This window comes from Glycomyces sp. NPDC048151 (genome assembly GCF_043202775.1).
Taxonomy (GTDB): domain Bacteria; phylum Actinomycetota; class Actinomycetes; order Mycobacteriales; family Micromonosporaceae; genus Glycomyces.
This window is the reverse complement of sequence record NZ_JBIDBB010000003.1, coordinates 314,490-337,482: the sequence shown is the minus strand read 5'-3', so window position 1 is coordinate 337,482 and position 22,993 is coordinate 314,490. Positions and strand designations below refer to the sequence as shown.

Genomic DNA, 22,993 nt, shown 5'->3' with positions numbered 1-22,993 from the left:
CGCTTTGTCGTACCCGGAAACGCGGTCGCGCCCGGAGTGAGGCGACAGGCCCTCCGGCGAAAGCGCTTGACCGTCGGACCCGGCTGCGATGGTGGGGACCTGCCCGCCCAGGGCGGGTGGACAGGCACCCGGCCGCCACCTCGCGCCGAGCCCGTTCGCTACTCCTTCGTGAAGTGGTCCCACCCGGTGGGGCCGGTCCAGCGGTGGCCGTCGACCGTGACTCCTGCGCCTTCGGCGACCGCGCCGATGCGGCGCCAGCCTTCGGGGAGGAGCACGTCGGGCGGGAAGCACGCCGCCAGCGCGTGGTCCTCGCCGCCGGTGAGGAGCCAGCCGCGGGCGTCGGCGCCCAGGGCCTCGGCGGCGTTGCGCATGGGTTCGGGGACGGGCAGGGCCGCGGTGTCGACGTCGACGGCGACGCCGGAGTGGCTGGCGATGTGCCCGACGTCGGCGAGGAGGCCGTCGGAGACGTCGATCATGGCGCGCACGCCCATGAGGGCGGCGTCACGTCCGGCAGCGTAGGGCGGCTGCGGCCTGCGGTAGGCGCCGACGAGCGCGCCGGGCGAGCGGAAGCCGCGCGAGAGCACGTTGAGCCCGGCGGCGGCCCAGCCGATCCGGCCCGCCAGCGCGAGCACGTCCCCAGGCCTGGCTCCGGCGCGTGTGACCGGTTCGCGCCCTTCGAGGTCGCCGAGGGCGGTGACGGTGACGGTGAGGAGTTCGCCGCGCGTGGTGTCGCCGCCGATGACGGCCGCGCCGACGGCGGCGGCCTCGGTGGCGAGTCCGGAGGCGAAGCCGTCGAGCCATTCGGCGGGCAGGTCCTGCGGGGCCGCGACGGCGGCGAGGAGGGCGGTGGGCCGGGCGCCCATGGCGGCGATGTCGGCCAGGTTCGCGGCGGCGGCCTTGTGGCCGACGTCGGCGGCGGAGCACCAGTCGCGGCGGAAGTGGTTGCCTTCGACGAGCATGTCGGTGCAGGCGACGACGCGTCCGTCGGGGGCGGTGACGACGGCGGCGTCGTCGCCGGGGCCGAGCACGACGGCGGGTGTGGTCGCGAAATGGCGCGTGAAGCGCTCGATGAGGCGGAACTCGCCGACCTCGGCGACGGTCTCACTCACGTGGGGCTCATTCCTCGGGCGTTTGAAGGTCGGTGGATGACTGGGTAATCTTCGCTCAAAGGCGATCGCGAAGCGGTCAGGCCCGCCCGTGTCGGGTACTGCCCCACGATCCCCTTCTTGGCCGTTTCCAGAGGAGGCCTGTCTCATGGTGCAGGCGTACATCTTGGTCCAGACCGAGGTCGGCATGGCCGACCAGGTCAGCGAGGCCGTGTCGGCGATCGAGGGCGTGGTCCGGGTCGACATCGTCACCGGTCCCTACGACGTGGTGGTGCTCACCGAGGCCGCCTCCGGCGAGCATCTCAAGACGCTGGTGGTGAGTAGAGTCCAGCGGGTGGCGGGCATTACCCGCACATTGACCTGTTCGATTCTCAACGCCTGAGGAGCGCGGTGGGTTCGGAGAAGAAGTCGCGGCTTCCGGCGATCGTGGCGACCGCGGTGGCGGTGCCCGTCGCGGTGGTCGCGGGGCTGCTGGTGTTCAACGCGATCGCGCCCGAGGCGGAGCCCGTCCACGAGGACCTGTCGCCGGTGGCGGTCGAGGTCCCCGCGCTGAGCGAGGAGGACGCGGTGATCTGCCTCGCGCTGACCGCGACCGCGCCCGCGGAGGCGGGCGGCCTGCAGGCGCGCCCGGTCGAGGGCGGTGCGGGCGCGGCGGAGTCGGTCATGGCGTACGGCGATCCGGCGGCGGTGGCGACGTGCGGTGTCGCGTCCGTGCCGGTGGAGGACACGGCGCTGGTGTACAAGCTCAACGGGGTCTGCTGGTACTCGGACGAGGCGGGCCTGGAGTGGACGACGCTCGACCGGCAGGTGCCGGTGGGCGTAAGCGTGCCTGACGCGAACGAGCAGCCGGTGGACGTGCTGAACGACCTGTCGACGGTGATCGCCGCGAAGGTGCCGGCGGCCGCCGAGGCGCCGACAGGGTGCGCGTGAGCGCTGCGCTGGAGCGCGCGTTCTTCGCGCGCGATTCGGTGCCGGTGGCGCCGGAGCTGTTGGGCTGCACGGTGACCGCGAACGGCGTGACGGTGCGGCTGACGGAAGTCGAGGCGTACCGCGAGGACGACCCGGCCTCGCATTCGTTCCGCGGGGAGACGAAGCGGACGGCGGTCATGTTCGGCCCGCCGGGGTTCCTCTACGTGTACTTCACGTACGGGATGCACTTCTGCGCGAACCTGGTGTGCGGCCCGGAGGGTTCGGGCGCGGCGGTGCTGCTGCGGGCAGGCGAGGTCGTGGACGGCCTCGAGGCGGCGCGCGAGCGGCGCGGCGCGAACGTCCCGGACCGGGACCTGGCGCGGGGCCCGGCGCGGCTGGCGCAGGCGATGGGCTGGGACCGCGAGGACGACGGCCGCGACATGGTCGGCGCGGTCTTCCAGGGCGGCGGCGCGGCCGCGGTGTCGTCCGGGCCGCGCACGGGGATCACGAAGGCGGCCGACACGGCGTGGCGCTTCTGGATCCCGGGCGACCGGTTCGTGTCGCCGTACAAGCGCCACCCGAAGGCCCCGGCCGCCGCGGACTTACTCCAGCTTGACGTCCAACTGCGGCGACTGCATGAGCTCCCGGAACGCTTCGAGCGTGTCCTCGTGCTGGTGGACCTGGGAGTTGCGGCCGCTCTTGTGGTCGGCGGGCGTGTCGAAGTAGACGATCGCCTTCAGTCGCGGGTAGTGCGCCATCTGGTAGCGGGCGGCCTGGAAGACCGCCTTCTGGTGGTCGGGGTACTGCTCCTCGTAGAACACGCCCCATTCGGCGAGCATCATCGGCTTGTCGGGGTGCTCGCGCGCGACCCAGTGGTAAAACCCGGGCCAGGCGCTCTCGCCCTTGGTCTGGTCGACGATCTCGCCGAAGTCGGAGCGGCCGTCGTCGTGGAGGGACTGGCCGTAGCCGGAGAGGCCGATCCAGTCGACCACGTCCGCGCCCGGGTAGAGGTCCTCGTGCCAGGGCTTCTCGACCCACTTGAGGTAGCCCATGTAGTTCATGACCGTGACGAGGTTGTCGACGCCCGCGCCGCGCAGGCGCTCGACGACGTAGCGGTACATCGCGGCGTAGTCGGCGGCCTCCATGCCGGAGCCCTCCTTCTGGACCACGTCGTTCTCGGGCTCGTGGTGGACGGTGAAGAAGAACGGCTTGTCGAAGTTGGCGTTGATGTGCTCGGCGAGCTGGTCGAGGTACGCGTCCACCTCCGGGTCCCCGGCGGCGATCTCGGCCCAGTTCGCCATGCGCGGCTTCCAGTTGACGAACAGGGTGCGCGGCTTGAGCGGGTCCTCGGTGAGCGCGATCTGCTCGGGGGTGGGCCACAGGCGCTCGTCCGCGCGCTCGTAGGTGTGGTAGACCTGCTGCGTCCGCTCCACAGTGGTCTCGAAGTCGAGGAGCGCCTGCTCCTTGGGCAGGCTGGTGTGCGCGGCGGGGGCGACGCCGACGAGCGCGCCGCAGGTCGGGATGAGCTTCTCCCCCGTCCTGCACGTGGCGAGCTGGTCTTCGGTCTGCCCCGCTTCGGGTTGCAGCGGCGGGCCCTGCGGCGAGGTCGGCTCGGCGGCCGGGAGCGCCGGGTCGGCGGTCGGGCCGGTCGTCGGCTGCGGGCTCGTCGGCGCAGTCGGGCCGGTCGAGGCGGGTGCCTCAGAGGACGGCGCGGTCGAGGACGGTGCGTCCGAAGCGGGCGCATCGGTCGGGTCCTGCGACAGCGTCGGGCTCGGCGAGCCGGTCGGGTCGGGCAGCGGGACGGGCGCGGTCGGCGGGACCGGGTTGACCGGCGGCACGGCGGAGATGGTGCGCAGGTTCGGGCCGGCGCCGTACTCGGCGCCCTCGAACTCGAGGTAGGAGTTCCGGTCGGGGGTCGTCACGGCGAAGCCGTAGCGGCCGGGGGCGTTGATCGCGCCGGTGACGTCGAGGACCACTTCCGTTGCGCCGGCGTCGATCTCGACCGCGTCCCACACTGCGCCGTACGGCGGGGCCGTGGCGGCGGTCAGCGAGCACAGGCAGCTCACCGGGTGCACGGAGGCGACCTCGACGGTCATCCCCTCACTGTCGGGCGGGACGGCGACGGGCAGGCGCAGCTCGGCGGTGTGGTCGGGCCGGACCGTGGACTCGTCGACGGCGAACTGGAGGTGGGTGACGGCGATGCCGAGGTCGGCGGAGTAGCCGACGGGCAGCACCGCGGGCGACTGCGGCGCGGGACCGGCGACCGCCGTCGCGGTGAACGAGGCGGCGAGGGGCGCGTGGTCGAACGTGCCGTCGCCGTCCTGCCAGGCCTCGTCGACGGCGATGCCGAGGCGGTCCCCGCCCCCGCCGACGCCGTACCCGACCACGAAACCCGCCAGTACCAGCGGGAGCACCGCCAGGACGGTCACGATGCCGCGGCCCGCCCGGAGGGGCTGGCGCGTGTCGGTGTCGCTCATCGTCCACCTTCTTCCGTCCAATGTGATCGCCGCTCAAAATACTGCGAATCACCATATTAGCGAACAAATTGGTTTTTACTAGTCTGCTCTCGCAAACACAACCCCCATCCCGCCCGTGGCGCGTCCCTCGTTCGCCCGGCCGTCACCTCAAGGTCGCGTCGCTCGTTACTCAAACGAGATCCAGTGAACGAGAAAGGCCTTCGCGTTGAGGACCCCTGCCGCCCGCACGCTCGCCGATTACGGCGTCATCGTCCGCCGCTCCTGGTGGCTCATCATCGGAACGGTGGCCGCGGCACTGGCCGCCGGGTTCGCCTACACGTCGCTGAGCGAGGAAGTGTACGAGTCGACCTCCTCGGTCCTGGTGCTGCCCACCGCGAGCGACACCGCCGTGACGGGCGCCCGCACCGCCGGGCAGGTCAACCTCGACACCGAGGCCCAGCTCGTCAAGTCCACCGAGGTCGCCGTCGCCGCCGCCGAAGCGCTCGGCTCCGACGACCCGGGCGACCTCGCGTCCCGCGTGTCGGTCACCGTGCCGCCCAACACCGCCGTCCTGGAGATCGCCTTCCGCGCCGGGAACGCCGAGGCCGCCCAGGCCGGGTCCATCGCCTTCAGCGAGGCCTACCTCGAGCACCGCCGCTCCGGGGCCACCGCCTCGCTCGACAGCGCGATCGCCACGGCCGCCGTCGGACTCGACGCCGTCAAGGCCGACATCACCGCGGCCGAGGACCGTCTGTCCGGGATGGACTCTGGCGACAACGGCCGCTCCGGCCTCGAATCCGACCTCGACGGGCTGCGCCAGCAGGCCGAGGAGATCGAAGCCGAGATCGCCGCGATCGAGGCCCAGCAGGGCGCGATCACGCCCGGCCGCGTCATCAACGAGGCCGCAGTGCCCGCGGCCCCCGTGAGCCCGAACGCCGTGTTCAACCTCGCCGCCGCGCTCGGCATCGGCCTGCCGCTCGGCCTCATCCTCGCGTGGGCCCGGCACCGCCTGGCCCGCAAGGTCGCCTACCCGACCGACCTGGTCGAGCGGTGCGAACTCGACGTCCTCGCCACCGTGCCCCCGGCCGTGAAGTTCCAGCGCCGCGAGGTCTTCGGCGCCTACAGCCCCGGCGGCCGGGTGTTCTCCCAGCTCCGCAATGTCGTCGCCGCGCAGCTGACGCACGACCAGCGCGTCATCGTCGTCGCCGGGGTCGCCCCCGGGCCCGCCGCGAGCGTCGTCGCCGCCAACCTCGCCACCGCGATGGCCCGCGCGGGCGACCGCGCCACCGCCGTCGCGGCCAACCCGAGCACCACCGTCGGGCTGCCCGAGCTGTTCGGCACCGACTCCGTGCCCGGCCTCGCCGACGTCTGGTCCGGCCGGGTCGACCTCGCCGAGGCAACGCACGCCGCGCCCAGGCAGCCGAGCCTCAACGTGATCGGCCCCGGCGCCGCCGCCCGGGCCACCGGCCCCACCAGCGAGGCCGCCGCCGAGACCTTCGCGAAACTCGCCGAAGCCGGCCGCTTCGTCGTCGTCGACGCCCCGCCGCTGTCGTGCAGCGCCGACGCGCAGCTGCTCGCCGGGCACGCCGACGCGGTGATCCTCGCCGTCCAGGCCGGACGCGACTCGATCGGCGAGACCGCCGCCGCCGCGCTGGCGATGCGCCAGATCGACACGCCGCTGCTCGGCGCGGTCATGCTCCCGAGCGTGCTCGGCCCGATGAACACGGTGCCGCTGCCGGGCGCGCGCCGCGAGATCACGAGCACTCGAGCAGTGTCGCAGGACGAGACGCCCACGGACTCGCTCGAGCCCGTCGAGGACGAAGAGGCCACGACGCAGGTCATGCCCACGGTGCCCTCGGCCGCGTCCGGCCGCGCGTCCGGCAACGCCGTCGAGACGCGATGACGCTCCTCGCTGCCGCCCGCACGGCCGGGCGCGGCCTCCAGGACCTCCAGGAACGCGAAGCCCGCGAAGGGGCCTCGCTCACCTGGCTGCTCGCGGGGTTCCCGCTGTGGTGGGCGCTCGGCATGGGCGTCCTCGTGATCCCGTTCGTCGCCGCCGTGGCGGCCGTGAAGCTGGTGCGCCGCAGGTCGATCGCGGTGCCGCCCGCGTTCGGGTGGTGGCTGCTGTTCCTCCTCGCGGTCACGCTGAGCCTCGCGAACCTCGGCGTCGACCCGCCGGGCACCGTGCCCGAGACGTGGTTCTCGAGCCTCCCCGGCGCGACCTTCCGGCTCGGCTTCTACTGCTGTTGCACGTTGATCGCCCTGTGGGCGTACAACCTCGTCGCCGAGGGCAAGCTCCGGCGGCAGCGGCTCATCCGGCTCCTCGGCTGGCTCTTCGTCGTCACCGTCGCGGGCGGGTTCTTCGGGACGTTCTTCGGGTCGTTCGAGTACACGTCGCCGGTGGAGGCGCTGCTGCCGAAGGCGGTCGCGAAGGACGGGTTCGTCCAGTCGCTCGTGCACCCGGCGGCCGCGCAGACCATGGACTTCCTCGGGTACGAGACGCCGCGGCCGGCCGCGCCGTGGGGCTACACGAACACGTGGGGCAACAACTTCGCGATCACCGCGGTCTGGTTCGTCGTCGCCGCGTTCTGCACGCCGCTGCAGACGAAGTGGCGGGTGGCCGCGGTAGCGCTGCTCGTCGCCTCGCTCGTGCCCGCCGTGTACTCGATGAACCGGGGCCTGTGGCTCGGGCTCGCCGCCATCGCGGTCTTCGCGGCCCTGCGGCTGCTCGTCTCCGGCAGACCCGGCGGGATGCTCGCCCTCGCCGGAGCCGGTTGCGCCGCAGTGCTGCTCGTGGTCCTGACGCCGTTGGGGACGGTGGTGCAGACCCGGATGGAGAACGGGCACTCCGACGAAGGGCGGGCGTTCTCCTCGGAGCGCGCGACGGAGCTCGTCGTGGAGCACTCGCCCGTGATCGGGTTCGGCTCGACCCGCAAGACCCTCGGCTCGGGCGAGTCGATCGCGGTCGGACCCACGCCCGAATGCCCGCGCTGCGGCGGGCGCACGCTCGGCGGGAACGGCCAGCTGTGGCAGGTCATGTTCGCCCACGGCATCCTCGGCACCGTCACGTACCTCGGGTTCGCGCTCGCGGTCCTGTGGCGGTTCCGGCACGACCACACCGCGGTCGGCATCGCCGGGAGCGCCGTCGTCGGGTTCTCGCTGATCACGATGTTCTACTACAACGCCCTCGTCACGCCCCTCCTGTTCACCCTGCTCAGCTACGTCCTCCTCGCCTCCGGCCGCCTGCCCGAGGTGTCACACCACGGCCCAGAGACGGAGACCCGATGAGCCGAGCCCTGAAGACCGCCGATGATCTGCGCAGGCGCGCGACCTACCTCGCGGAGGTGGTCGACCAGCTGTACCCCGGTGCGGCGCAAGGCGACGCACCGCACCCGTACATCGTCGTGCCCGGCCGCCGCAAGCCGCGCGTGCTCATCCCGGCCGCCGACCGCAAGGTCGCGGCGGCCGCGCTGACCAGGTACGCCCGGCCCGCCGCGCGCGGCGCGCGCCTCAAGCGCGACGCCGCCGTGTGGGCGCTGCGGCTCGGCGTCGACCGGATGCTGCTGCCGCACCGCATCAAGGTGGGCGGCGCCGAGGGCATCGACGACCACCTCGCCGCCGTCCTCGGCCACGAAGTGCACTTGAGCATCCACATCGGACCGGCGCGGGCGAACCGCAAGCCGGTGCTGCAGATCCTCAACGGGGACGCGGCGACCGTGGCGTTCGCCAAGCTCGGCGTCAACCCGCTCACCCGCGAGCTCGTCGAGGCCGAGACGAACGCGACCCGGCGCCTCAGCGAGTTCTGCGACCTGAAGCTGCTGCGCGTGCCGCGGCTCCTCCACGCCGGGAACTGGAACGGGCACAACCTCATGGTGACCTCCGCGCTCCCGTCCTGGGACGCGCCGTCCGAACTCGGGGCCGCCCGCCGCACCGCCGCCATGCGCGAACTCGCCGACGCGTGCACCACGGTGCGCTCACCGCTCGGGGAGTCCGACTACGCCGCGAGGCTCCGCGGGCGGCTGAAGGACCTCACCGACCGGGGCGAGACCGACGCGGACACGCTCCAGACCGCCGGGGAAACCCTGCTCGACCGGTACGCGGCCACCGAGCTCACGTTCGGCGCGTGGCACGGCGACTGGTCGCCGTGGAACACCCGCGAGACCGAGAACCTCGTGTACCTGTGGGACCTCGAGCGCTTCGAGACCGGTGTCCCCTATGGATTCGACGCCGCCCACTACCGGCTGCAGGACCACATCGTCACGCGCGGGGCCGACCCGACCACGGCCGTGCTCGGCCTCGTCGCCGAAGCGCCTTCCGTCTTGGCGCCCATGGGGGTCGCGCCCGCCGAGGCCGAGCCGACCGCGCTGCTGTACCTCGTCGACCTCGCCGCCCGCTACATGGGCGACCAGGCCGAGCAGGCGGGCGCGGCGCTCGGGGCCCTCGGCCGGTGGCTCCTGCCCACGCTGCTGCGCCACATCGCCCGCCAGCGCACCGCGTCCGAGACCGGAGGCCAGTCGTGAGCCAGCGAACCCTCCGCGAGCGCATCCCCGGCCAGCTCAAGGCCGTCGTCGGGCAGTCGTCCCGCACGTTCGGGCGTCTGACGGCCTCCTCGCGCATCCTGCCGGGGCTCCTGATCTGCGGCGGCCAGCGCTGCGGCACCACGTCCCTGTACCGAGCCCTGGCCCAGCACCCGGCGATCCTGAAGCCGGTGTTCCACAAGGGCGTCCACTACTTCGACACCGGCTACGACAAGGGCCTGTCCTGGTACCGGGGGCACTTCCCGACGCAGGCGGCCTCGCGGCGGATCGCCGACCACACCGGGCTCGCGCCGATCGGGTTCGAGTCGAGCCCGTACTACCTGTACCACCCGCTCGCGGCCGAGCGCTTCGCGCGGGACCTGCCGGGCGTGAAGGTGATCGTGCTGGTGAGGGACCCCGTCGAGCGGGCGTGGTCGCACCACGCGCACGAGGTGGCGCGCGGGTTCGAGCCGATCGCGGACTTCGAGGAGGCCGTGGCGGCCGAGGCCGCGCGGCTGGAGGGGAAGGAGGAGGCCCTGCGGGCCGACCCTTCCCTGTACGACTTCGACCACCAGCACCACGCTTACACGGCTCGGGGGCGGTACACGGACTACCTCGAGCCGCTCGCGGCGCTGGTGGGCCGGGACCGGGTGCTGGTGCTCGACTCCGGGGAGTTCTTCTCCAGGCCCGAGGACGCGTTCGAGCGCGTGCTGCGGTTCCTGGGGCTGCCGTGGCTCGGGGAGTTCGCCTTCGCGCGGCACAACGCGCGCGGGCGTCCCTCCCCGATGTCCGCGGCACTGCGGGAGCAGTTGACGGAGCTGTACGGGCCCACCGATGAGCGGCTCGCCGACTGGCTCGGGAGCGTGCCGAGTTGGCGGCGCTGACCGCCGGCGCGGTCGCCGCCGGAGTCGAGGAGTCGGAGCGGGCGGAGCTGCGCGGGACCGCGCGCGGCGGGCTCGTGAACCTCGTGGGCGCTGCCGTCTCCGGGCTCGGGGGGCTGGCCGTGACGTGGCTGGCGGCGGTGGCGCTCTCGCCCGCCGAGGCCGGCGCGTTCTTCGCGGCGACGTCGGTGTTCCTGCTTGCCGGTGCGATCGCGCGGCTGGGGACGCCGACGGGGCTCGTGTACTGGGTCGCGCGCCTGCACAAGAACGGGCGGGACGGCGCGGTCGGGTCGGTACTCAAGCTCGGGCTGTGGCCCGCGGCGATCGTGTCGACGGCGACGGCGTTCGGGCTGCTCTTGGCGGCGCCGATGTTCCAGAGCCCGGACCTGGTGCGGCTCATCGCGGTGTTCCTGCCCGCGTCGGTGGCGATGGAGGCCCTGCTGGCGGCGACCCGCGGGTACCGGCTGATGGGGCCCTCGGTGCTCATCGACAAGCTCGGGCGCACCGTGGCGCAGCTCGTGGGGCTCGGCGCGATCGCGTTGGCGGGCACGGCTTCGCCGTTCACGATCACGCTGGCGTGGGTGCTGCCGTACCTGCCCGCGGCGGTCGCGGCGGGCTGGTACCTGCTGCGGCGGCACCGGCGCTCGCGCACGGACCCGGGGTTCCCGGACCGGGTGTCGGCGCGGGCGTTCTGGGGGTTCACGGCGCCACGCGCGGCGGCGGGCGTCGCGCAGCTGGGGCTGCAGCGGCTCGACATCATCATGGTGGCGGCGCTGGCCGGGCTGGGCCCGGCGGCGGTGTACACGGTGGCGACGCGGTTCGTGATCGTCGGGCAGATGGCGTCGGGCGCGGTCGGGCAGTCGGTGCAGCCGCGCGCGGCGGCGGCGATGGCGGCCGGGAAGCCCTCCGCGGCCAGGTCGCTGTACCGGGAGTCGACGGCGTGGATCGTGGCCCTGACGTGGCCGGTGTACCTGGGCGTGGGGCTGCTCGCGGACTGGTACCTGCGGCTGTTCGGCGGCGAGTACGTCGGCGGCGACGCGCGGCTGGTGGTGTGGATCCTGGTGCCCGCCATGATGGTCAGCTCGGCGTGCGGGGTGGTCGACTCGATGCTGGCGATGGCCGGGAAGACCTCGTGGCAGCTGATCGACGTCTCGATTTCACTCGTCGTCAACGTGGGGTTGAACCTGGCGTTGATCCCTTCCATGGGGGTCGTCGGCGCGGCGATCGCGTGGTCGGCGGCGGTTCTGGTCAATAATTTGGTTCCACTCGCGCAACTGTGGCGCACTTTCGGCCTGCACCCGTTCGGGGCGTTGACGAGGCGGGCGCTGATCGCGGCCGGTCTCGGATTCGGGGTCCTGCCGTTGGCGCTGTCGCCGCTCGGCCCGCTGTGGACGGCGGGCGCGCTCGCCGCCGCGGGCCTCGCGTGGGCGGTGGCGCTGCTGCGCTACCGCCGCAGGATATGAACCATTGAAAGGGACTTCGTGGCCAGCAACTACACCGAGGTGTTCCAGGACCCGACCGCGGTAGAGAAGTACGCCGAGCGCACGTACGCGCCGGGGACGTTCTCGTCGATCGTCTCGAGCAGGCAGGCCGGCTGGCTGCGGGGGTTCGTGCCGAACGCGTTCGGGGCCAAGCCGGTCCACCACGACTTCGCGTGCGGCACCGGCCGCGTCTCGCGGATGCTCGCCGGGCTGTGCGCGGTCTCGCACGGGTACGACACCTCGGAGGCGATGCTGCAGAAGGGCCGCGAGCTGGGCACGCCCGGGTACGCGCACCTGGTGCAGCCGGGGATGGCCGCGCCGGAGGTCGACCCGGGCCGTCCGGCGCTGGTGACGGCGTTCCGGTTCGTGCTCAATGTGGACCTGCACCTGCGGGACCAACTGATGGACTTCGCCTCGGCGGCGCTGCCGGACGCGGACGCGGGGCTGCTGCTGGTGGAGAACCACGGCAACGCGTCGTCGCTGCGGCACCTGCGCAAGACGTTCGGGCGGCTGGACGCGAGCACGTGGTTCCAGGAGCTGTCGCACCTGGAGATGCGGGACCTGTTCGCGCGCCACGGCTTCGACCTGGTCGGGATGCAGGGCTTCACGCTGTTCACGCAGGGCTGCTACCGAGCGCCGCTGGGCTGGGCCGCGAAGGCCGCCGACGCCGCGCTGGCGTCCCCGCTCTCGAAGTGGGCCACGGACGTCGTCTACATCGCCCGCCGCCGCTAGGCCTCAGTCCGAGGTGTCGTCCCAGGCCTCGGGCTCGAGTCCAGAACTCCTCGTCCTCTTCAGCGGCTTCTTTCAATTCCGACGGCGTTCGCGGTAGGCCTCGGCGAGGAGGCGGGCGGCTTCGGGGACGTCGTCCCTGAGGTAGCGGCGGGCGAGGCGGCGGGGCTCGGAGCACATCCGGAAGAGCCATTCGGTGCCGGTGCGCTGCATCCACTTCGGGGCGCGGCGACGGTACCCGGCGATGAAGTCGATGCTCGCGCCGCAGCCGAGGAACCACGCGCCGGGGGCGACCGCGCGCAGGCGCACGCTGACGAACTCCTGCTTGGGGAAGCCGAGGCCGACGTAGACGAGGTCGGGGGCGGCTGCCTCGACGCGTTCGACGAGCGCCCGCCACTGGGACTCGTCCTTGTCGAAGCCCATGGGAGGGCACCAGGCGCCGACCACCTTGAGGCCGGGGTAACGGGCTTCGAGGAGGTCGGCGGCACGCTCGGTGGGCCGCGACGCGCCGTCCGGGGTGCCGCCCAGGAGGGCGACGCGCAGGCCGCGGGTGGCGGCGGCCTCCGAGAGGGACCAGACGAGGTCGGAGCCCGCGACGCGGGCGGGCAGCGGAGTACCGGCCACTCTGGACGCCCATACGAGGGGCGCGCCGTCGGCGACCACGAGGTCGCACGCGCCGATGACGGCGCGCAGCTCGCGGCTGCGGCGGGCGGCGGCGACGATGTCGACGTTCGGGGTGACGATCTGCCCGCCGCGCCCGGCTTCGAGCGCGTCCATCACGCGCGCCACCGCCCCGGCCTCGGTGACCGGGTCGACTGCGATGCCGCCCAAGGCGATGCGGGGGGAGGGCGCGCCGCTGAGGCGGTCCACGCGCGAAGGGCCCAAACGCTCCATGCGATCAGACGTTAGAGGTCCGCGTGCGATTTTCCGGGAAATTCGGCGACAGGGCGTGTCCCCCACCCCACCCCGGGTCGTTATACGAATCATCAAGGGGCATCTGCAGGTTTCCGAGCCCGGCTCGGATCGCGGCCCCGGAAGCAGTGGAGCACCAGGGTGAGCGAGGGATCAGTGAGCGTGAAGATCGCCGACACGGCCGAGCAGTCCGAGAACCGCGTCAAAGTGGTCTTCATCGGGGGCCTCGGACGCAGCGGCACGACGCTCCTCGAACGCCTGCTCGGGCAGCTCCCCGGCGTCGTCCCCCTCGGCGAGATCACCCACCTGTGGGAGCGGGACCTGGTCGGCAACGAGATGTGCGCCTGCGGGGCCACGTTCTCGCACTGCGAGTTCTGGCAGCGGATCGGCCAGCGCGCCTTCGGATCCTGGGAGCAGGTCGACGTCGAGCGCCTCAACGCCCTGAAGGCCACTGTGGACCGCACCCGGCACATTCCAGCGCTCGCCGCCAAGCGGCTCGCGCCCGCGCAGCACCAGCTCGTCACCGAGTACGCCGAGTACTTCGAGAAGATCTACACCGCCGCCGCGAAGGACACGCGCGCGCAGGTCGTGGTCGACTCCTCCAAGCACGCCTCGCTCGCGTACTGCCTGCGCTGGTCGCCGAAGATCGACCTGCGGGTGCTCCACGTCGTGCGCGACTCGCGCGGCGTCGCCTACTCGTGGACGAAGAAGGTGGCGCGCCCCGAGTCCCCCACCGGCGACCAGATGACCCGCTACTCCCCCGCGAAGGCCGCGATGCTGTGGAACGCGCAGAACGCCGCGTTCAGCCTCCTCGCGCGCCGGGGCGTGCCCGTGCGGCGCGTCCGGTACGAGCGGATCATCCAGCGCCCCAGGAAGGTCATCGCCTCACTGGGCCGGTTCTGCGGGCTGGATCTGACTGAACCGGACTACAACTTCATCGGGGACGGCTGGGCCGACCTGGGCCCGAGCCACTCGGCGGCCGGGAACCCGATGCGGTTCACCGTGGGGCGCATCCCGATCTACCCCGACGAGGCCTGGACCGAGGACCTGCCCGACGGCACCCGGCGCATGGTCTCCACCCTGACCCGGCCCCTCCTGGGCCGCTACGGCTACCTCGACGAAGAGGAGGCCCCCGTGGACGAACCCGTTCTGGAAGAGGTGATCGCCCGTGACTGACTGGCCTTCGGTGGGCATCGTCATCCCCACGCACAACCGCCCCCAGCAGGTGCGCGCTGCGCTGCGCTCGGTGCTGACCCAGTTCTACCCCGGCGACGTCGAAGTGGTCGTGGTCTTCGACCGCGCCAAAGTGGACGAATCGCTCGCCTCCGACGGGGAGCGGCCCGTGCGGGTGGTCAAGAACGAGCGGACGCCGGGCCTCGCCGGGGCCCGGAACACCGGGATCACCGCGCTGGACACCGATCTCGTGGCGTTCCTCGACGACGACGACGAATGGCTGCCCGGGAAGCTCGCCGCGCAGGTGGCCGCGCTCGGCACCGAAGCGGAGCTGTGCACCACCGCGATCGAGGTCGACTACCGGGGCCGCCGCAACTCGCGGCTCGCGCAGCGGACCATGGTCCGCCACGGCGACCTGCTGCGCTCGCGCATGATGATGCTCCACTCCTCGACGTTCCTGTTCCGCCGCTCGGCGCTGCTCGGCGGGCTCGGGCTCGTCGCCGAGGACGCGCCGGGCAGCCAGAACGAAGACTGGGACATGCTCCTGCGGGCCTCGAGGCGGCGGCCGATCGCGCACGTCGACGTCCCGTACGCGCTCGTCAACTGGGCCGGCTCGCACTTCGAGACCCGTTGGGACACCAAGATCTCCTCGCTGCGGTGGATCCTCGACCGCCACCCCGAGATCCACGGCAGCCCCGAGGGCGCGGCGCGCGTCTACGGCCAGATCGCGTGCTGGCATGCCGCCACCGGCGACCGCAAGGAGGCCCTGCGGTGGGCGCTGCGGGCGACGAAGGCGAACCCGAGCGAGCCCCGGGCGGCCGTCGCCGCCGCAGCCGCGGCGGGCATCGTCGGGGTCCCCACGGTGATGGCCGCGCTGCACCGGCGCGGACGCGGCATCTGAGACGCGAAGGGGGCGTTCAGATCTTGGACGCCCTTTATTCACCTCTTATCGGCGCGTTAACCCTCCCGGCAATACCTTCTCCCCCAGACCGATTGAGCACCGCTCAAGCCCAGTCACCGAGGAGGAACACCGTGGGTCTCGCACTCGCCCTGGCACTGCCCGTCAACCTGTTCGCGATCACCGTGCTCGCGTGCGCGATCTACTACCGCCGCCACCAGCGCACCGACCTTGCGCTCGCCTACGTGGCCCTGAACGTCGGCGTCTTCGCCGTCTCGGCGCTCATGCTCTCGCAGCAGGTGAGCCTGGGCCTGGCGTTCGGGCTCTTCGGGGTCCTGTCGATCCTGCGGCTGCGCTCGGACCAGATCTCGCAGCGCGACGTCGGCTACTACTTCACGGCGCTGGCACTGGGCCTCATCAACGGGATCGGGGCGTCGCGCCCGGCGGTCATGATCGGGCTCAGCGTCCTGCTCGTGCTCACCATGTACGTCGCGGACCACCCGAGGCTCGCCAACCGGGCCCGGCACCGCCTGGTCGTGCTCGACACCGTGCACCGCGACGAGACCGCGCTGCAGGCCGACCTCGAACGGCGCCTGGGCGGGACGGTCCGCAAGTTCGAGGTGGTCGACACCGACTACGTGCGCGAGACGATGACCGTGGACGTGCGCTTCAAGCCTGGCGCGGACGTCCCGGCCGGCCCGGACCGCACCTACCCGATCGCGCGGGTCTGAGCATGGGGACGGCACTGGAGGGGTTCGCGCCCATCGGCCTCGCTGCGGTGGTCGAAGCGGCGAACCTGCAGACGCGGGTCGACTCGAAGTACCTGCTGAGCCCTGAGGAGTACGGGCGGTTCCGTGAGCGCCTGGCCCTCGTCGGCGGCTGGCGGTGCCTGGAGATCGGCGGGCGGCGGCGCTTCAACTACGAGTCGGTGTACTTCGACACCCCGGAGCTGTTGACGTACCGGCAGCACCGGCAGGGCCGCAGGCTCCGCTTCAAGGTCCGCACCCGCACCTACGCCGACTCCGGCGAGTGCGCGTTCGAGGTGAAACTCAAAGGGGCGCGGGCGGACACGGTGAAGGAGCGCATGGACTACCGCGCCGCCGACGCCGGGCGGCTCGCCCCCGACGCAGCCGACTTCCTCGCCGCGACGCTCAAGCGGGCGTACGGCATGGACGTGCCGCTCGGGATGGCCCCGCGCGTGCGCACCGACTACCGGCGGCACACCCTCGTGCACCCTGACGCGGCCACGCGGATCACGTGCGACGAGGAGCTGCGCGTCGCGGGCGCGACCGGTTCGGCCTCGGCCCGGCCGGTGTGCCTGGTCGAGGTGAAGTCCGCGCGGGCGGGCGGGCCGGTGGACCGGATGCTGTGGCAGGCCGGGGCGCGGCCGGTCTCGGTGAGCAAGTACTGCCTCGCGGCCGCCGCGCTCTACCCGTGGCTCGGCGCGAACCCCTGGGCGCGCGCGTACAGGGAGTGCTTCGGGCAGGTCAGCCCAGTTCGAGCCTGATGAGCGCACCCTTGCCGCCATGGCCTGCACCGAAAACCAGCCGCCCTCCGGAGGCCGCGGCGGCGCGGCGCGCGATGTCGAGGCCGAGCCCGGTCGAGCCGCCGCCGGACTTCCCGCGTTCGAACGCGGCCGCGTTCGGCAGGCCGGGGCCTTCGTCGGCGATGTCGACGATCGCGCCGCCTTCGGGCCGGGCCCAGAGCCGCACCTCGAACGCGGTCCCGTCCGGGGTGTGCGCGAAGACGTTGGCCAGCAGGGAGTCCATGGCGTCGGCGAGGTCTTCGGCGGGGAGCTTCACCGGCAGCGGGCCCGGCGCGAGCGACACGGTGCACTCGCGGTCGGTGTCCTCGGCGAGCGCGGACCAGAACGCGAAGCGCTCGGCGACGACGGCGGCGGCGTCGCACTCGGCGGCGCGGCCGGGCCTGCGGGCATCGCGGATCGCCAGGTTCACCGCCCTTTCGACACCGCCGACCGCTTCGTCCACTGTGGCGCGTTCGACGGGGTTCGTGATCGCCTCGGCCTCCAGCCGCAGCACGGTGAGCGGCGTGCGGAGGCGATGCGAGAGGTCGGCGACGCGCTCGCGTTCGGCTTCGAGGAGATCGCGGATGCGGTCGGCGAGGGTGTTCAGCGCGGTGCCGACGCGCTCGATCTCGGCCGGGCCCTCGGCGCGGGCCCGCGCGTCGAGGTCGCCGTCGGCGAGCCGGTTGGAGACCTCGGCGAGGTCGGCGAGCGGGACGAGCAGGACCTTCGCCAGGCGCGAGGCGAGGAACAGGCCGATACCCAAGAGCACCAGGGCGATCGCCCCGAGCAGCAGCCAGGAGCGGCCAACTCCGGCCGTCAGGTGGTTGTCGTCCACATAGGCCCTGATGACGGCGTACCCGCCGTCGGGCATGCGGACGCTGTTGAGGATCTCCCGGCCGCCTTCGGTAGCGGCCGTGAGCGACTGTCCCTGCGCCGCGGCGAGTTCCACGGCCGAGGAGCGTGGTGCTGCGGCTCCGATGACGGTGCCGTCGGTCCAGAACACGGTCACCGGGAACTGGAAGCCGGTGTTCATGTGCGCGACGGCGCTCTCCAGCTGCGCCTTCTCGGAGGTCGGCACGATCGCGGTCACCAGGTGCGCCTCCTGCTGCGCGAGCGAGACCGCGCGCTCGGCGGCGGCGTTGCGCAGCATGATCGCCAGCGGGATCGAGAACGCCAGCAGCGTCAGCGTCGCGATCCCCGCGACCAGCATCGTCAGTCGGGCCCTCATGCGTCCTCCCCCGGGTCGACGAGCTTGACGCCCACGCCGCGCACTGTGTGCAGGAACCGCGGCGCCTGCGCGGTCTCGCCGAGCTTGCGGCGCAGCCACGCCAGGTGCACGTCGACGGTCTTGTCCGCGCCACCGAACGGCAGGTCCCACACCTCGGTGAGCAGCTGGCGCTTGGCGACGACCTCGCCCGCGCGCGCGGCGAGGAAGTGCAGGAGGTCGAACTCCTTGGGGCTCAATTCGAGCGGCGTCCCGTCGAGCGCGGCGGTGCGGCCCTTCGGGTCGATGCGCAGCGCCCCGACGACGACCGTCTCGTCGGCGGGCGCGCCCGCGCCGGTGCGGCGCAGGACCGCCTGGATGCGCGCGTCGAGCTGCCTCGCGGTGAACGGCTTCACCACGTAGTCGTCGGCGCCCGCGCCGAGGATGCGGACGATCTCGTTCTCGTCGTCGCGCGCGGTCGCCACGATCACCGGGACGTCGGAGACGCCCCGCAGCATCCGCAGCATCTCCCCGCCGTCCAGGTCGGGCAGGCCGAGGTCGAGCACGACCAGGTCCGGCCGGTGGTCGACCGCCGCGCGCAGCCCGGTCATCGCGTCGGGCGCGGGGGCGACCTGGTGCCCGAGGTCCCTGAGGGACCGCAGGAGCGCGGTGCGGACGCGTTCGTCGTCCTCGATCAGGAGCAGGTGGGCCATGCGGGCACTCTATGCGGAACCGGACCACCGGGACCATTCGCGTGGGTCCCTCAGTGAGGCTTTAGACCCGCCTTATCGCGGCCTTAACCGAACTCCGGGCAAGGTAGTGGCATGAGACGGAACCTCGTAGTGAGCGGCTGGGTGGCGGCCGCAGTGATCGCGGTCGGCGCGGGCGTCGGCGCGGTGGCCCTCGCGCAGGGCGGGACCCTCGCGCCCCCGACCGAGCCGATGTCCGAGGACCAGGTCCTCGAAGAGCTCGACGGCCTCGAATCGGCGAGCCCGAGCCCCGAGACCGCCACGCCCGCAAGCGAACCTGAGCCCTCCAGCAGCGCCACCGCGGCCGCCGAGGAGGTCATCGCGACCGACGGCGGCACCGTCATCGCCCGCTGCGTCGGCGACGACGCCGAACTCGTCTCCGTGGCCGCAGCGCAGGGCTGGCGCACCGTCGGCGTCGACGCCGGACCCGCCGCGACCGCGACGTTCGGGTTCACCGACGACGATGACGATGACGACGGCCTGCACTACACGGTCACCTGCGCCGAAGGCGTTCCCACTGCGACACAGCAGAGCACCGACGACGACTGACACGGCAAAAGCGGCCCCAGGGCGTGGGCGTAAGCCGGTGATGTCGGGTTCTTCGTGGTGAGACGGCGTGGGGCGCAATGCGAGTGCAGGCACGGCCCGGGTGATCATTCGGGTGCTGAATCCTGTTGAACACCAAGGAGAACCGTGCCTGCTCCGCTATCCTCTCCCATCGCCGAGTCGTTCGCGAAGCTGGGCGAGCTTGATCTCGACGAGGTCCCTGACTTGCGCCGGTACCTCTCCTGGGTGCCCGATCCCCGCGGCCGGTGCGGACGCTGGTACTCCCTGACAAGCCTGCTCGCGCTGTGCGCAGCGGCAGTCGTGGCCGGTTCGGTCACGCTCGAAGCGGTCTGCGAGTGGGCCGCCGACGCCCCCTCGGAGGTCCTGGCCGCGCTCGGTATCCGACGCCACCCGCTCGGTCGCAGAAGGTCGCCCTCCAGGCGGTGCCTGACCTCGCTGCTGGCCCGGCTCGACGGCGACGCACTCGACCGGGCCGTCTGCGCCTGGCTCGCCGCCCGCCGCGCAGCCGCATCCGGTGATCCCGAGCCCGGATCGCCAGGCCTGCGGGCGGTCGCCGTCGACGGGAAGACCCTGCGCGGCTCCAAGAATGCCGAAGGGAACCGGGTGCACCTGCTCTCGGCGGTCGACCACGCCGCGGCGGTCACCCTCGCCCAGCGCAATGTCGGACCCAAGACCAACGAGACCGGCGAGTTCAAAGGCCTGCTCGCCTGGACCGACCTGGCTGGCGCGGTCGTGACCTTCGATGCGCTGCATACCGTGAAAGCCCAGGCCGCCTGGCTGATCGAGACGAAGCAAGCGCACTACGTCGCGATCGTGAAGGCGAACCAGAAGCACCTGTACCACCAGCTCAAGAGCCTGCCCTGGAGCGAGGTCGGACGCGGCGCCCATGCGGCCGAGACCGCGCACGGAAGGATCGAGTCCCGCTCGGTCAAGGTCTGCGGGATCGACCCGGCCGCCGGAGGACTCCCCTTCCCCGGCGCGGTCACCGCGATCAAGCTCCATCGCCGCCGCCAGGCCAAGGGCCGCAAGCAGTCCCGCGAGACCGTCTACGCGGTCACCTCGCTGGAGGCCCATCAGGCGAACCCGGCCAAGATCGCCGACCTGGTTCGCCGACACTGGACGATCGAGAACCGGTCCCACCTGGTGCGGGACACCACCTTCCGCGAAGACGCCTCCCGGCTCCGCACGCAGAACGCGCCCCGCGCCATGGCCTCATTCCGGAACCTGGCCATCGGCGCCCTACGCCTCGCCGGAGTCGACAACCTCGCCAAAGCCACCCGACACAACGCCCGAAACGCCTACAGGCCACTGCCATTCATCGGAATCACGCCATGACCGGCATCAACGATGCTGATCCCTGCGCGCGGTTCAGGCGAGACGCTCGACCGCTCGCGAAGCACCGATGCGATATACGACATCATTCGGCTGGCGCGTCTGCAGTGCCTCAGCGCTGCTCAGCCGACAGAGGTGCTTGAGCAGCATCCTGCCGATCATCTCGTGTGACACCAGGAGCGGTCGGAGCTTTCCAGCCGCTGCCACCGAGTCGAGCGCGCGGCCGGAGCGGAGGTCGACATCGGCATAGCTCTCCCCGCCCGGGACACGGTATCCATATCGGTCAAGCTCACGGGCAGCATATTCGGCAGGCCACCTCGATTCGATCTCGGAACCGGTCAGCCCCGACCAATGCCCGTAGTCGACTTCGCTGAGGTCATCGAGCTCCCAAACCGGCAGGCCCAGCTCTTCAGCGATCAGGTCAGCCGAAGCCCGGGCGCGGCCGATCGGGCTCGAGAAGATCGCGTCGACGCCCTCACCATCCAGTCGTTTCGCATTGCCGCGCGCCTGCTCCACCCCAAGCTCAGTGAGCGGCGAATCCAGCCGCCCCTGCTTGCGCCCCAAAGCATTCCACTCGGTCTGGCCGTGTCGGGCCAGGAAGACGGCCTCGAACTCGAAAGAAATCATGATCGTGATGCTACGAACACCACGCCGACCCGCTTGCCTGGTTTTCCACCCGCTGGGAGCACGAGACCGCCCTTCAACGGCATCACCGCATGGCCGACATCGGGGACTTTCGCCCGCGCCCTGAAAGCGGCCCCGGAACCGAATGGTTCCGGGGCCGCTGCTAACTACCGCTTTCCGCCGGCCCACGGACCGATCTTGTTCCCCTTGACGAAGTTCGGGAACTCTGTGCCCTTACACGGAAGTCGCATGCCCGATCCAGCCAGCAGATCTACAAGATTGCAGAGCTCAACCTCAGTCGCCTTGCCCACTCGCCAAATCTCGGCGAGCAGCCACAAAGTCCCATGCACATGGTCGTAATGCCGCCTCGCCACCAGTTTGGCGCCTAGATCGTCGACAATCGCTGTCGCTTCAAGCTCTTGCGCAACCGCCACGACGCTCGCCTCACCGAGATTCCGACCGTTTTGCGTCCCGAGGAGCGTGGTCTGGTGCACGAACTGTGCCAGCCTGTCAATGCTTGCATCGATACGCTCGAATGTGATCCATTCCTGTTCCGCAATAGTCCTAAGCTCCGGATGCTTGACTAGGCCTCGTCGGATCTCCTCGAACACAACACTCGTAGAGCGACAGGGAACACCACGAACAAAATCTCCGAGCACATCGATTCGGTCGGCTATGGCAAAGTGGCTGAGGCATGTGGTATCGAATACAAGGCCGGTGCGTTCGAACGTCAGCTCCACAGGCTGTCGTCCTCATCAGTTTGCGGCAGTTCGTCCTTGCGAATCTGGCCACGCATCATCTCTATGGCGCGATCCGCTGATATCAAATGCCGCGAGTAGGCCTCCATGATGGCGTGGGCGGCGGTTGGCGATAGCACGACCTTCTCAAGGTCAGGCTGCGGCGCCCAGCCAAGCGCATCCATGAACTCGGCATGTGTCGGAGACGAGGCTGCCCAGTCCTTCGCGTCCCTGTCGCCAATCGCATCCGCCTGTTCGGCCTGTCGGATCGCCAGGGACCAGGAGACCTTGTACTCCGCAGCGACTTTGACCAGGTCGGATCGGCGCATTCCGACGGTGAATCTCGCAAACATCGAGCCTGGCAGCAGAAATTCCGACGCGAACGCATCGATGACAGCTTCACGTTCTTGCTTGGAAGCATGGACACCGATGTCTGTGCTGTAGTCATCGCCGAGGAGAACATGTCCCAACTCATGGGCAGCCGTAGCCCGTCGCCTCCCGACATCCGATTGCTTGTTCAGGATCGCCACCGCGAAGTCGCCTTCATTCAGACTGGCACCTTCATCGTTGCGATCACCCTCAAGGTCGACAACGGCATAAAGCAGGCCCACCGCCTCAGCAGGACGCATCAGAGTCTCGATTGGATCGGAGCCTAGCCGCAGCCGCTCTCGCAGCCAGCGAGCTGCCGCTCGCCCGTCGTCGGGCCCCGACTGCGCTCCCGGGTAAACGACAGGCTTTCGGACACGCAATACACCAAGTTCTATGAGCTGCCGGACATCGTTTCTCCAAGCGACAAGTGCGGTCTGGAGCCTGAAGATCGCGGTTTCATCGTCGGTCGTCTCCTCGGCAACGAGATTACTGCGCCGGGAAACTACCGCAGGTGGGTCCTCGAGCAGCTGGTCCAAGGGGGTCTGAAGAGCATGCCCGAGGCCGACGAGCTCCATTCCGTCGATGCGGCGCTCGCCTCGTTCGATCTTCGAGACCGCGCTTCGATCGTCAAGCCCGATCGCCTCGGCGAGCTGCGCCTGGGTCAAACCACCCGCAACTCTCGCGCGGCGAACTCGTTCACCGATCGCAGCCCATCCGTCGTCAAGCTTCATGTTGCGATATTCGCACATCCTTGCCGCATGAGACTAGCAACACTCGAAGTTTGATACAAGAACTTTATAAAGTTGTGGCCCGGAGGCCTGGCG

At 71.2% G+C, this 22,993-nt stretch carries 22 protein-coding genes and 1 pseudogene; 15 read left to right on the top strand and 8 right to left on the bottom strand.

Annotated features, from left to right (window positions below):
• Positions 1-158 precede the first annotated feature (158 nt).
• Positions 159-1,109: a thiamine-phosphate kinase gene (locus tag ACGGCP_RS08270; protein WP_392962860.1), complete on the bottom strand. Its 951-nt coding sequence runs from the start codon at positions 1,107-1,109 to the stop codon at positions 159-161.
• A 145-nt stretch (positions 1,110-1,254) separates the two neighbouring features.
• Here ACGGCP_RS08270 and ACGGCP_RS08265 point away from each other — a divergent pair, with 145 nt between their 5' ends.
• From ACGGCP_RS08265 to ACGGCP_RS08255, 3 genes and pseudogenes are all read left to right on the top strand, one after another.
• The gene (locus ACGGCP_RS08265; protein WP_392962857.1) at positions 1,255-1,488 is read left to right on the top strand and encodes an Lrp/AsnC ligand binding domain-containing protein; all 234 of its coding nucleotides are present in this window, start codon (positions 1,255-1,257) and stop codon (positions 1,486-1,488) included.
• An 8-nt stretch (positions 1,489-1,496) separates the two neighbouring features.
• Positions 1,497-2,036: a DUF3515 family protein gene (locus ACGGCP_RS08260; protein ID WP_392962854.1), complete on the top strand. Its 540-nt coding sequence runs from the start codon at positions 1,497-1,499 to the stop codon at positions 2,034-2,036.
• A pseudogene (locus ACGGCP_RS08255) lies at positions 2,033-2,593 on the top strand (DNA-3-methyladenine glycosylase); the annotation flags it as partial. The gene ACGGCP_RS08260 and the pseudogene ACGGCP_RS08255, both read left to right, overlap by 4 nt.
• Positions 2,594-2,617: 24 nt before the next feature.
• Here the strand turns inward: ACGGCP_RS08255 and ACGGCP_RS08250 are convergent.
• Complete coding sequence (locus ACGGCP_RS08250) at positions 2,618-4,492, bottom strand: glycosyl hydrolase (RefSeq protein ID WP_392962851.1); 1,875 nt, start codon at positions 4,490-4,492, stop codon at positions 2,618-2,620.
• 205 nt (positions 4,493-4,697) lie between these two features.
• Between ACGGCP_RS08250 and ACGGCP_RS08245 the strand changes: the two genes are divergently transcribed.
• Genes ACGGCP_RS08245 through ACGGCP_RS08220 form a run of 6 tightly spaced genes read left to right on the top strand, consistent with a single transcriptional unit; the run spans position 4,698 to position 12,082 of the window.
• The gene (locus ACGGCP_RS08245) at positions 4,698-6,374 is read left to right on the top strand and encodes a Wzz/FepE/Etk N-terminal domain-containing protein (RefSeq protein ID WP_392962847.1); all 1,677 of its coding nucleotides are present in this window, start codon (positions 4,698-4,700) and stop codon (positions 6,372-6,374) included.
• Complete coding sequence (locus ACGGCP_RS08240; protein ID WP_392962845.1) at positions 6,371-7,759, top strand: hypothetical protein; 1,389 nt, start codon at positions 6,371-6,373, stop codon at positions 7,757-7,759. Before ACGGCP_RS08245 ends, ACGGCP_RS08240 begins: the two co-directional genes overlap by 4 nt.
• Positions 7,756-8,991 carry a hypothetical protein gene (locus ACGGCP_RS08235; protein ID WP_392962842.1) on the top strand — a complete coding sequence of 412 codons (1,236 nt, stop codon included), beginning with the start codon at positions 7,756-7,758 and terminating at the stop codon, positions 8,989-8,991. Before ACGGCP_RS08240 ends, ACGGCP_RS08235 begins: the two co-directional genes overlap by 4 nt.
• Complete coding sequence (locus ACGGCP_RS08230; protein ID WP_392962839.1) at positions 8,988-9,872, top strand: sulfotransferase family protein; 885 nt, start codon at positions 8,988-8,990, stop codon at positions 9,870-9,872. Before ACGGCP_RS08235 ends, ACGGCP_RS08230 begins: the two co-directional genes overlap by 4 nt.
• A complete protein-coding gene (locus ACGGCP_RS08225; protein WP_392962836.1) occupies positions 9,860-11,332 on the top strand; it encodes a polysaccharide biosynthesis C-terminal domain-containing protein in 1,473 nt (490 codons plus the stop codon). Before ACGGCP_RS08230 ends, ACGGCP_RS08225 begins: the two co-directional genes overlap by 13 nt.
• A gap of 18 nt (positions 11,333-11,350) precedes the next feature.
• Positions 11,351-12,082 (top strand): SAM-dependent methyltransferase, encoded by a 732-nt coding sequence (locus tag ACGGCP_RS08220; protein WP_392962833.1) that lies wholly within the window; start codon positions 11,351-11,353, stop codon positions 12,080-12,082.
• 72 nt (positions 12,083-12,154) lie between these two features.
• On the opposite strand, the gene ACGGCP_RS08215 is transcribed toward ACGGCP_RS08220, so the two are convergent.
• Positions 12,155-12,973: a WecB/TagA/CpsF family glycosyltransferase gene (locus ACGGCP_RS08215; protein ID WP_392962831.1), complete on the bottom strand. Its 819-nt coding sequence runs from the start codon at positions 12,971-12,973 to the stop codon at positions 12,155-12,157.
• Positions 12,974-13,132: 159 nt separating this feature from the next.
• Between ACGGCP_RS08215 and ACGGCP_RS08210 the strand changes: the two genes are divergently transcribed.
• The 4 genes from ACGGCP_RS08210 (at position 13,133) to ACGGCP_RS08195 (ending at position 16,569) form a co-directional block, all read left to right on the top strand.
• Positions 13,133-14,167: a sulfotransferase gene (locus ACGGCP_RS08210; protein ID WP_392962828.1), complete on the top strand. Its 1,035-nt coding sequence runs from the start codon at positions 13,133-13,135 to the stop codon at positions 14,165-14,167.
• Entirely contained in the window at positions 14,160-15,065 is a 906-nt protein-coding gene (locus tag ACGGCP_RS08205) for a glycosyltransferase family 2 protein (RefSeq protein ID WP_392962825.1), read from the top strand. Before ACGGCP_RS08210 ends, ACGGCP_RS08205 begins: the two co-directional genes overlap by 8 nt.
• A gap of 131 nt (positions 15,066-15,196) precedes the next feature.
• Complete coding sequence (locus tag ACGGCP_RS08200; protein ID WP_392962822.1) at positions 15,197-15,793, top strand: DUF4956 domain-containing protein; 597 nt, start codon at positions 15,197-15,199, stop codon at positions 15,791-15,793.
• 2 nt (positions 15,794-15,795) lie between these two features.
• Positions 15,796-16,569, top strand: a complete 774-nt coding sequence (locus tag ACGGCP_RS08195) for a polyphosphate polymerase domain-containing protein (RefSeq protein ID WP_392962820.1) — start codon at positions 15,796-15,798, stop codon at positions 16,567-16,569.
• Here the strand turns inward: ACGGCP_RS08195 and ACGGCP_RS08190 are convergent.
• Positions 16,550-17,815: a HAMP domain-containing protein gene (locus tag ACGGCP_RS08190; protein WP_392962817.1), complete on the bottom strand. Its 1,266-nt coding sequence runs from the start codon at positions 17,813-17,815 to the stop codon at positions 16,550-16,552. The two genes, ACGGCP_RS08195 and ACGGCP_RS08190, sit on opposite strands and share 20 nt — an antisense overlap.
• The gene (locus ACGGCP_RS08185; protein ID WP_392962814.1) at positions 17,812-18,504 is read right to left on the bottom strand and encodes a response regulator transcription factor; all 693 of its coding nucleotides are present in this window, start codon (positions 18,502-18,504) and stop codon (positions 17,812-17,814) included. The genes ACGGCP_RS08190 and ACGGCP_RS08185 overlap by 4 nt, the downstream gene beginning before the upstream one ends.
• 111 nt (positions 18,505-18,615) lie before the next feature.
• On the opposite strand from ACGGCP_RS08185, the gene ACGGCP_RS08180 reads away from it, so the two are divergent.
• Positions 18,616-19,089: a hypothetical protein gene (locus ACGGCP_RS08180; protein WP_392962811.1), complete on the top strand. Its 474-nt coding sequence runs from the start codon at positions 18,616-18,618 to the stop codon at positions 19,087-19,089.
• Positions 19,090-19,233: 144 nt separating this feature from the next.
• Positions 19,234-20,442 carry an ISAs1 family transposase gene (locus ACGGCP_RS08175; RefSeq protein ID WP_392962808.1) on the top strand — a complete coding sequence of 403 codons (1,209 nt, stop codon included), beginning with the start codon at positions 19,234-19,236 and terminating at the stop codon, positions 20,440-20,442.
• A 33-nt stretch (positions 20,443-20,475) separates the two neighbouring features.
• Here the strand turns inward: ACGGCP_RS08175 and ACGGCP_RS08170 are convergent, their stop codons facing one another.
• From ACGGCP_RS08170 to ACGGCP_RS08160, 3 genes are all read right to left on the bottom strand, one after another.
• On the bottom strand, positions 20,476-21,066 hold the full coding sequence (locus tag ACGGCP_RS08170; RefSeq protein WP_392962805.1) for a histidine phosphatase family protein: 591 nt from the start codon (positions 21,064-21,066) through the stop codon (positions 20,476-20,478).
• A gap of 164 nt (positions 21,067-21,230) precedes the next feature.
• On the bottom strand, positions 21,231-21,803 hold the full coding sequence (locus ACGGCP_RS08165) for a hypothetical protein (RefSeq protein WP_392962802.1): 573 nt from the start codon (positions 21,801-21,803) through the stop codon (positions 21,231-21,233).
• Complete coding sequence (locus ACGGCP_RS08160) at positions 21,794-22,900, bottom strand: helix-turn-helix domain-containing protein (protein WP_392962799.1); 1,107 nt, start codon at positions 22,898-22,900, stop codon at positions 21,794-21,796. Before ACGGCP_RS08160 ends, ACGGCP_RS08165 begins: the two co-directional genes overlap by 10 nt.
• Between the last annotated feature and the right edge of the window lie 93 nt (positions 22,901-22,993).

What these genes read in the sequence shown, in the direction of transcription:
- ACGGCP_RS08265 (WP_392962857.1), top strand. Translation starts at nt 1,255, where the DNA reads ATGGTGCAGGCGTACATCTTGGTCCAGACCGAGGTCGGCATGGCCGAC.
- ACGGCP_RS08250 (WP_392962851.1), bottom strand. Translation starts at nt 4,492, where the DNA reads ATGAGCGACACCGACACGCGCCAGCCCCTCCGGGCGGGCCGCGGCATC.
- ACGGCP_RS08240 (WP_392962845.1), top strand. Translation starts at nt 6,371, where the DNA reads ATGACGCTCCTCGCTGCCGCCCGCACGGCCGGGCGCGGCCTCCAGGAC.
- ACGGCP_RS08235 (WP_392962842.1), top strand. Translation starts at nt 7,756, where the DNA reads ATGAGCCGAGCCCTGAAGACCGCCGATGATCTGCGCAGGCGCGCGACC.
- ACGGCP_RS08215 (WP_392962831.1), bottom strand. Translation starts at nt 12,973, where the DNA reads ATGGAGCGTTTGGGCCCTTCGCGCGTGGACCGCCTCAGCGGCGCGCCC.
- ACGGCP_RS08195 (WP_392962820.1), top strand. Translation starts at nt 15,796, where the DNA reads ATGGGGACGGCACTGGAGGGGTTCGCGCCCATCGGCCTCGCTGCGGTG.
- ACGGCP_RS08190 (WP_392962817.1), bottom strand. Translation starts at nt 17,815, where the DNA reads ATGAGGGCCCGACTGACGATGCTGGTCGCGGGGATCGCGACGCTGACG.
- ACGGCP_RS08185 (WP_392962814.1), bottom strand. Translation starts at nt 18,504, where the DNA reads ATGGCCCACCTGCTCCTGATCGAGGACGACGAACGCGTCCGCACCGCG.
- ACGGCP_RS08180 (WP_392962811.1), top strand. Translation starts at nt 18,616, where the DNA reads ATGAGACGGAACCTCGTAGTGAGCGGCTGGGTGGCGGCCGCAGTGATC.
- ACGGCP_RS08170 (WP_392962805.1), bottom strand. Translation starts at nt 21,066, where the DNA reads ATGATTTCTTTCGAGTTCGAGGCCGTCTTCCTGGCCCGACACGGCCAG.
- ACGGCP_RS08160 (WP_392962799.1), bottom strand. Translation starts at nt 22,900, where the DNA reads ATGAAGCTTGACGACGGATGGGCTGCGATCGGTGAACGAGTTCGCCGC.